Here is a 9,950-nt window from a genome sequence, read left to right on the forward strand (position 1 = left end):
AAGATGGCATTGGGCTCGCGCCGCTCCGCTAACAAGATCACACGGTCAGAACGAGAGTCTTGGCGACGGTTGCTACGGAGGGAAAGAGTGGAACGACAACAGGCTGGAAGCCTATGCCGCACTCTGAGGCGTAGGGCCTAATACGCCAATTCGATACCGCTGCTGACGCCGATGAAACTGAGGTCGTCATCGAGCGGGCTGTCGCCAGACATGCCGCCATCAGGTCCGGTGAACACGCCGGTGGGATTCGCGCCGCCGACATCCATAAAGTGTTGGGCTTCGAGCGCAACCTGCATCGAAAACCAATTCGCGGGTGTGTATCGCAAACCTAATTGAATCTCGGCATTGCCTGCGAACGAGTGAACCGCGTCCTCGGTCGAGCGTAGATCGATCGCGTTGAGTGCCTGGGTGTACTCGTTGACATCATCGACGGCGGTGAAGTCCTTTTGTCCGAACAACAGCGATCCTCGCGCGTTACCAAAAATTGACAATGCGTTCAGTGGCAAAGTGTGTGAAAATCGCATTGCCACGGTCGGTCCAAAACCACGGAACTCGCTGCGTGCGTCAAGGTTGCCCGCGTCGGTCATCGCGTGATAACGCTGCGCAATCTTGGCGTAGCGAATCCCTGCGTACACATCCAGCGGTTTGACGATTTGTCGTTGCAGTTCCCAATCGATGACATCGACGCGAATGCTGCTGGTAAACACGCCATCTTCGACAAATTGCAGTCCCGTCGATGCATCGCCGTCTTCGAACAAATAGCCGACCGTTCCAAGCGTGAACGAACTGGCCGGGATCAACCCGTTGGCATCATTCGCCTCGAAGGATTCACCATGACGGAATTGCCAATAACGAACTCGCCACCCAAGGGTTTCATCATTCGCTTCGAGACCAATTTGGATCCGAGGGCTGTGTTCCATGCCCCATGGAAACATGATGTGCGAAAAGACATCATCTTCGCGTTCGCTGATCAGCCCCGTTGAATTGCTCTGGATCGGCTGCACCACGACACTTTCATACGTCACAAACCATTTTGCCGGTAGGTTTTTGTGAGCGTGACGCAGCGGCGTTTGCAACTCCGAGCGGAGCGACTCGATCTCGAATCTTTGTTCGCTCATCTGAGCCTGAAGCTCCGCGACTTGGATGCTCAGATCGGTCGATCCCGCATACGAGTCCATGCTGGTCTGTGCGATCGGGCTGGTTGCGGATTCGACCAGACTCTCCTGCAAGTAACTCGAAAGATCCGGTTCCTCCGATTCTTGGGCCAAAACAGCCGGAGGAGCTATTGCTAGCAATGTCGAGCAAGTGGCGACGATGCAAAAAAATCGCACGAGTAAGGAGGCGGTGGGGTGCGGCGTCATGGTGGAATTTTGAATACGTGGCGGGATTTCGGGTGGTGGCGTCAGCCTGATGACATCGTGAAATGTCGGTTTCATGCAGGATTTTGCCAGCGGAACTGCGGCGACGGCTGCCGGCCTGTCGCGATCGAGGCGGCAAAAATCGGGTTTTCCTGTGTAGAAACTTCGCGGCAGTTCCCTCCAACTAGCAAAAGGGCGCAGCCGTCGATAGGGCGATATTGAAAAAGAGACCGTTTCAGTTTCCGCGTGAAACTCGTCTAGAGCTGTGTAGCGGTTTCGACTACTAATAGCTCTATAGAAAGTCAGGAATCTGCGAAGATTGTCTCAAGGCCGCTTCGATTCTGACCGACTTGCGTTGGCCATGAAGGCCGACGCTGGACAATTTGCCCCGAATGGATTTGGGATTTTCAGCGATGAAACTTGACTCACTCCTTGCTCAGCTGCGCCGTCGCTCCCGTCTTGCTCAAACCCGCAAGTCGTTAAGCAAAAAGAAATCCCGCCATCGTCTCGCCACGCGGCGATCGTCCTTTGAATCGCTCGAGTTGCGTCGCTTGCTGGCCTCGGATGTTTCGCTTAGTGGGAACGAATTGGTCGTCACGGATACCACCAATGGCCATGATGCGTTCACGGTCGAGATCTCGGGCGGCAACTATGTGATTTCTAATAACAGTCCGATCACGGCCAGCGGAATAGCAGATTCCGATAGTGATCCCAATAAAGTCTCTGTCGCGATCGGATCGATCACTGGCGTCAACGTCAATGCCGCAGGTGGCAACGATACGATCACGCTGAAAAACTTTGCCGGTAAAACCGCCACGCTCTCCGGAGGCACCGGCAACGATACGTTCAAGTTCGACGACGCCTGGGGCACCGCCACGATCGTCGATGCTGGTGGCGGTACCGTCGACTTCTCTGATGTCAGCGCCGCGTTGGGCGTTAGTCAGTCCGGCGGAAACGTCGTTGTGCTCTCGGATGACGCAAGCCAGGTCAGCTATGCAGCGGCCAGCAACTTTTCAGGACTCCCGCTTGTTTTGGATCAAACCACTGCCCAAACTGCACTCAATGACGGACTCGGTGAATTGGCCACACTCGGTGGCGAACTTGAGTCGCTTGACAATCTGAGCGAGAAAATCGATTTGGTCGGCCAATCGATCAGCGATGCTCTGCCGATCGGCCAGATTCTTAACGAATCTCTGTCGCAGCCGATCGCAGCCTATTTTTCTAACCTGGGGTCGGATGATCCCGACTTGGTCGGGCTGCTGACGGCACTCGATTCGCTCAACGGCAGTGGCTATTCGGGGCCCGGCAGTTTGAATTTCACGGTCGCCGCGTCGGGAGTGATGAGCGGAGATGTGATGACCTTGGATCTGAGTGTCGTCGCGACGGTGACGCACTCCGCTGTTTCGCTTGATCTTGGCGAGACCATCCTGGGGCTCGATGGGGCGCTCGAGGAATGGATGACGATGTCTGGCGTGACTGCCGACCTGAGCACTGGGTTTCAGTGGGATTTCAGTGTTGGAGTCGATGCCACCGCGACGCCATTTTTCTTTGCCGATTTTGACAACGATATCAGCGTCACTGCCGACGTGAATGTCGCCAATGCCTCGTTTGACCTGAGTGCGGGGCTGCTTGGCATGGACGTTGGGCCGTACGGCGCGGCGAGTGCCCCCAGCACGATCAATTTGGATCTCGACGCCACATTTAATGCTCGAGCGTTAATGGGGCTGGACGGCACCAACGGCGGCGCGTCCGACGGAGTGCTGCAGATCAACGAACTGAAAGACGCAAATCGATTGGACCGTTTGGACTCGGGCACCGCTGCGACCGCACAGCTGGACATCGACCTGTACGCCACCGCACCCGGCGTCTCCGGGGTCACCGATGGCACACCTGCGACGATTCACCTCAGCGACGATCTGTTCAGTGCTGCCGCACCGACGTTCAGCGAAAATTTGACATCGCTGGGAATCCCGGACTTCTACAACCTCAACGCCAAATCGGTTCTGCAGGTGATGCAGCAGTTTGGCAGCTACGTGGACGTCCTTGGTTCGAAAACGTTTGATAACGAGCGGTTGTTGCTTGGCGCCTCGGCAACCATCGGTGACTTGGTCAACATGGCCGAGCTTTATCAGGACGAGTTCCTCAAGCGAATCGAACTCCCACCGCATACCGCCACCACCCGGCTAACTGACATTGTTGGGGTGCCCGAGTCCGGCGAAACGTTAAGTTCATTGCTAGGAACCAGTGGTGATAACGCTCCCGAATTCACGGTCACGTTGCAAGACGGAACCACGTTTGATGTCGATTTAGATGGCACCACGACATTGGCCGATGTTGCCAGCCGTATCCAAACGGCATCGCCAGGGACGGCTAAGTTTGAAGTCGTCACCGAGTCGGATGGTGCAATTTTATTGGTCGACAAAACCATCGCTGCGTCGGATAGCGACAAGTTTCACATCACGGCGAAACAGGATGGATCGAGCGAAGACTACGCGGCCGCTGCCAAGTTGGGTTTGACGGCGGTTGCGGTAAAGAAAGACGTCGTCGGCGATGACACTCTCGAATCGGTGATCCAATTGGCACCGAACCCTGGGGCGAATTTCAGCACGCTTCAGCAGATGCTCTCGCTGCCCACCGGCGGCGGTTCTCCCTACACGACCGTGGGTCCGATGAGCTACGACGCGGCCACGTCGACGTTTCGCTTCACGCTCGACATCGCCAAATCCTTTTCGGATTCAACCGACACGCTGAACCTGCCCGATTTCGGATCGCTGAGTGGTTTGAGCACGACTGGCAGTGTCGATCTTTTGAACCCCACCGCGACGCTGCACTTGCCGTTCGAACTTGCATTGACAAACGTTGGTTTCGACACGCCGCTTTCGTCATCGACGCCGATTTCGCAGTTGAACTTGGGGGCCGGTGTCGCGTTGCTCGAAGGCGTCGACGATATTCGCGTGCATCTCGCCGATGGAACCACGTTCGCGGTTGATTTTGATCCCTCGCTCGCCTCGGTCACACTGGCAAGCCTCAACGGCGGCGCCAGCGTGCCTACCTCAGGCGACGCCAACGCCGATTTGCAGTTCACCTTAAACGATGGCACCACCTTTGCCGTCGATTTGGATGCCGCGGTGGCTTCGACGAGCGCGGCACCATCGACGCTGGGTGAATTGGTCGAAGCAATCCAAGCGGCCGCAGATGCCGCCGACTCGATCGCCGGCACGGTGGCGGCGGGCGCGACGGCGAACCAATTGATCGATGCATCGGCCCCGTTCGGAGCGGTTGACAGTTTGGTGGGACGCGAAGTGGTGGTTGGCGAGCAATCCGCAACGATCACCGCCAACACCGCTGATACATTGACGCTCAGCAGCGACTGGAGCACGGCCCCAACCGCGGGCGACAGCTATGAAGTGACAAGCCGGTTGACGGGATTCGCCAGTCTCGATGCGGCGCGTGGCACGCTCAGTTTGATTGATGCGACGACGCCGGTCGGCTCGCCCGCCTTGGCCGTGACCGGTTCGGCCGCCGCCTCGCTTGGAATCGATGGTACAGCCGAACAGCGAAACCTCGGCGGCAGCACGTTTACCGTGGTCGAAAACTCGTTGGTCACGTTGGGTGACTTGATTGCCAAGATCGAAGCGGCTGCGACCGCTGCCGGATTAACGCTGCCGAGTTCAGCCTCGTTCTCAGCCGGTTGGGACTTTGATGTGCAGATTGCCGATGCAGGGATCGTCCTGGTCGATCGGACGTCGCCCGCAGCCTCGATCACCGGCACCGCAGAAAGCGGTGCGGCGACGGACGAATTGCAGGACACTGCCGCCTTTACCCCCGACGCATTGGTCGGTCGTGTCGTGACGATCACCGGGGGTGCCGGAGCAGGGCAAAGTTTGACCATTATCGCCAACACCGCCGATACGCTGACGTTGGATTCCGATTGGGACACCGCGATCGATGCAACTTCGACCTACACCATCGCCAACGATTTGATTGTCGCATCGCTGAATAACTCCGGAGCCCGCGTCAGTCTCGGTCTGGCCTCCGCGGCGAAGGATCAAGCCTCGGTTTCCGACTCGCGATTGTTTGATGGCAGTGGCGGGGTGGTGGTTCGTACCAATGGAACGCCTGCCGCCGATCTAACCATCACTCTCAGCGGCGGAGGAACCTCGTTTAGCGTCGATCTCGATGGCATTGTGTCGCCGACCACGATCAAGGATTTGGCGGAGCGGATTGCGGACGCCGCCGGCGATGCAGGCGTGACGACGGCTGACTTCGAAGTCTTTACCGATTCGGGAACCGGCACGATCTCGCTGATTGATCGCGGTCAAGCCGGAGCCGTTTCGACCTTTACCGTCACCAATGCCGGAGGCAGTTTTGCCGCGACCGATCTAGGGCTGGCCAGCGGATCGGAGGTGAATGTTGATTTCAGCACCCCGGTTGGCAGCGAATTGGATCCCGAGTTTGTGATTGAGCTGAAGTCACCAGCCAAGGTGCTCGGCGGCGATCCATTGCACGGTGATACCGCCGCGGCTCATTTGAAAGTCCAATCCGATTCGACACCGACACTACAGTTTGATTTGGATGTGTCCGCCTCGGGCGCCAGTGGCAGTGGTCAATACGGCCCGTTAGCGGTCGATTTCTCGGATCTGACGATCTCAAGTGCGACATCCAAGGTCGCAGCCTCGTTGACGTTGGAAACTGCAACAGTGGGGCAATTGTGGGGCGGTCTGGGAAGCCCGTTCGCTTGGCTGGTGGGCGACCAAGTGAATTTTAACAATTCACTCGACCTGAGCATGAAATTGCGACCCGAACCATCGATCACAGGAGTCGGCAGTGGGCTGAAAACCGATTTTGATGTCGATATCAACAATCTTTACGACGTGCGAGACAACGTCGAAACCGTCACGCCAGTGATGTCCGGTATGGATGACGTGCAAGGTCTGCTTGTCGCTGTCGAGCAACTGACGCTTGCCGATATGTTTGACTATCTCGATTCGGTGGGCGCCTACCTCGTCGAACTTCAGACGCAATCCAAACTTGCCGATCGGTTGCCGGGACTCTCCAAAAGTCTCGGTGAGTTGTTCGGTTTTGGCAAAGCATTCCAGGCTCGTGTCGAAGAACTGAAAGCATTGCCCGAGGAATTGCAACCCAAGTCGCTGCAGGCACTTAATGCTCAATTGTCCGCACCGCTCGAGGGGGCCTCGCTCGTGGCGGGATTAAGTTTCGACCCCGCCAACAAGAATTTGCTGCTCGATTTGCATCTCGATCTCAATGCGATCAGCACGACGTTACCGGTTTCACTGGATCTAACCAAGTTGGGGCTCGATCTGACCGCTCAGGGTCTGCAAAAGGTCGCTGCGATCGTCGATACACTTAGTGCCGCCCCGATGCAAGTGGATGCCGATGGTGTCGTTGAGGTCAGCCTTGGGATTGATCTGTCGGATCCAAGTGCTCCATCGCCGTTTCTGGCGGGAGCCGCGGGTTCGGGTTCGGGCACCGAAGCCTCGTTCGATATCCGAGGCATTAACGATGATGCGTTGACCTTCACCACGCTGCTGGGCAGTTTGCCGGCCGAAGTAATCAGTGGCTTTGTGATTCTGGACAGCGACGGAGACGGAGTCTCTACCTCGCCGGCCACCTACACGGTCGATCTGCAATCCAACGCAGCCGTGATGACGACAACCGAGGCACGCGATGCCGCTGCGGCTTCATCGACGACGGTCCAGGTTGCGGGAGAATTGGATGCGAAGTTTGAATTGTCATTTCCGCAGCAAGTGATTCCGTCGGATGCTCCCAACACGGTTCCCTTTATCACCGTTGGCGTGGGCAATGTGAATGATCCTAGCGGCGGCAGCAGCACGCTGACGACCAATTTGCTGGGTGGCGACGGCAATTGGCCCACCTTTGAAGTGTTGACGCAGAATTTCTCGCTCGCGGATTCGATGGACGGCTTCAAGCTTGGTTTCCACGATCTGTTCACCAAGCTGGATCAAATGCTCGACACCGCTCTACTGGGACAGAAATTGCCGTTGGTCGGCGACCAATTGGGCGAGGCCGCCGATTTTCTGCTGCAAATGCGTGACTCGGTCGTCGACAACTTGAATCTGTATGGCAAATCAATCTCGATGGATTCGGTGCGCCAAGGAATTTTTGATGCATTCGGGCCTGGCGGTTTCAATTGGCTGCAAAATGATCCCAACTCAGGTGACACCGTCGTTAATATTGACGACATCAAGATGGTCAAGAATGGCGTCACCGTCGATGGTCGCGAATTGGTGATCGGAGTCGAGTACCAGATGGACTTGAGCTCGCCGGCTCAATTGCTAGCCGCACCGGTGGATCTGGATCTGTTGTTGCCGGGACTCGGGTTACAGCTGGATGCGCTTGCAGATGTACAGTTTGGATTCCATTTGCCACTGACAGTCGGCGTTAGTATCGCCGACGGAGTGTACATCGATGTGGATGGGGTGAACGACCTCGAGATTAGTCTGGACGTCGCCTTGCCCAAAGCTGCGGTAACGATGGCGGGCGATCCACGCTTGACGTTCACCAACCCCAGCAATGCAGCACCGAAAATAACTCGCGACCGCGGCAATTGGATTCTTGATGGATTCCGTGTCGGTCAAATCATCGAAGTCAGTGGTTCCAGCGGCAATGACGGCGACTATCTGGTGAAGTCGTTCGATGCGACCGGGCTCGAAATGACACTCGAATCGACCGATGCCAATCTCGCCCCAGCCAGCAGTTCGCTTGACCGTGTTGTCCCCGAAGGCCCGACATCGGGGATTGGCATTTCGGTGATGAAGGTATCGCAAACCGGTGGCCCGTCGCTGACGTTCACCGATGTCATCAAAGACGTTACGCCCGATTATCCTCTCTTCGTCGATCTGCCGCCGGGAACCTTCACGGTCGATGTGCGAGATCAAATCACTCGCAGCACCGGCAGCTGGCTGGAAGATGGATTCCGGCTTGGTGACACCATCACGATTACTGGCACAAGCACCAACGACGATGTTTACACGATACTCGCGATCGATCCCTCGGGGCGAACGATCACGGTCGACAAGGTGCTTACCAATGAAACCACCTCGAACGCCTTTGTGCGAAAAGAGGGACTGCGGGGGATCCAGGCGGAACTAGGCGTGCTGCCGTTCCGCGTTTGGGACCAAACACCGGATCAATCCGAATTGACCGGCACGTTTAACATCGATTTCTTGTCGCCGTCGATTGCCGGTGCCAAAACACGGTTGTCGCTCAACGATCTGATTGCAGCTCAGCCGTTTCCTGTGATTCCAGCCGCCGGATTCACGAGTGCTCCGTTGGATAATCTGCTGACGATTACCGAAACCACTGGGCACGAGTTGACCGTCCATCCGATCTCGCTCGCTATCGAAACCGATCTGCCTCCGGGCGCCGCGTTCCCGCCATACCGGATGCAGCTGGACATCACGAATTGGGATTGGGATGTCACCGGTTCGCTGGCGACCGAGATCAGCACGCCATCGATCGCATTCAATGATGTGCAGTTTGAATTAGTCGGCTTTGTGCGTGATTTCCTGGGACCTGCGATCACTCGTATGAGCGTCGCACTTGAAGCCGTCGATCCGCTACTTGTGTTCTTGCAAAGCGAGGCGATGCCGATCGTATCGTTGTTGTTCGGCAAAACATCCTACGTGAGCGCGCCAGGCACGTTTGGTGGCGAAACGCAAATTGGTGACTTCACCGGCGCCGCGACGGCACTGCGAGCCTTGGCGAATGGAGGCAAACCGTTTGAGCGTGACGTAATCGGCGAATTCTTTTCCGATCTGTTCGAGAACAAAGAATTTGACGACATCACCTTGCTGCCGATCATGATGTTGACCGGCGAAGAATGGATTGATCTCGGCAGCTTTGTGGTCAACGGAGCGGTCGCACGGGGTCAATCGGGTGATTTGTTTGATTCCAATGCAAACGAGGAACGGTCGCTAGGAAGCTTGAAAGACAAACCGCTGCGTTTGACCGGCAACGTCACTCTATCGTTCACGAGTAACACGATCACGCTGCCTAGCAGCAACGATTCGACCTGGACCGCGGCTGGGTTTGCCGCAGGACAAACCATCCGTATCAGCGGCGATGTCAACCCTGGGACCTATACGGTTCAGGGCGTGACCGACAGCGTGTTGACGATCACCGGTGGCACCTTCGCGATGACAGGAACGGTGTACGGCATCGCAGGCGATCGGATCGCGGTCCAGAATGCCGACGGATCACGAGCCGGCTCGATTCTTGGCCAAATCGCTGCGATTGCACGTGATACGTCCAGCTCGGCTCAGTCCGCAGCACAAAGTCTGGTGACAACTCAGTTGTTGCCCGGGCTGAAAAGGGTAGGCGGTATCGGAGGGTTGACGAACAAGTTCATCAACAACGATCACTTCCAACAAGGATCCGGCCGCACGACCGATCCAATCCAATTCCCGATCTTCGAGCAATCGTTCGGACTGCTGCTGGGCGAAACTGGTTTTGATGGACGCTCCGAAACCGAAAGCCATTTTGCTGACCTACAGTACTCCCGAGTTGTCGTTGATCTTGTATCACCTGCAACCGCTGACTTGGGAAAGC

Annotated in this window: 2 protein-coding genes; one reads left to right on the top strand and one right to left on the bottom strand. The window is 56.6% G+C overall.

The genetic code is table 11. The features are described 5' to 3' along the window. Positions 1-137 precede the first annotated feature (137 nt). Positions 138-1,268, bottom strand: coding sequence for an Lpg1974 family pore-forming outer membrane protein (locus RMSM_RS33250; RefSeq protein WP_144058139.1), 1,131 nt, complete (start codon positions 1,266-1,268; stop codon positions 138-140). Positions 1,269-1,771: 503 nt separating this feature from the next. Here RMSM_RS33250 and RMSM_RS33255 point away from each other — a divergent pair. Beyond that, positions 1,772-9,950, top strand: an 8,179-nt coding sequence (locus RMSM_RS33255; RefSeq protein ID WP_144058140.1) for a beta strand repeat-containing protein, incomplete at its 3' end; no start/stop codon positions are given.

This window comes from Rhodopirellula maiorica SM1, assembly GCF_000346295.1.
GTDB classification, from domain to species: domain Bacteria; phylum Planctomycetota; class Planctomycetia; order Pirellulales; family Pirellulaceae; genus Novipirellula; species Novipirellula maiorica.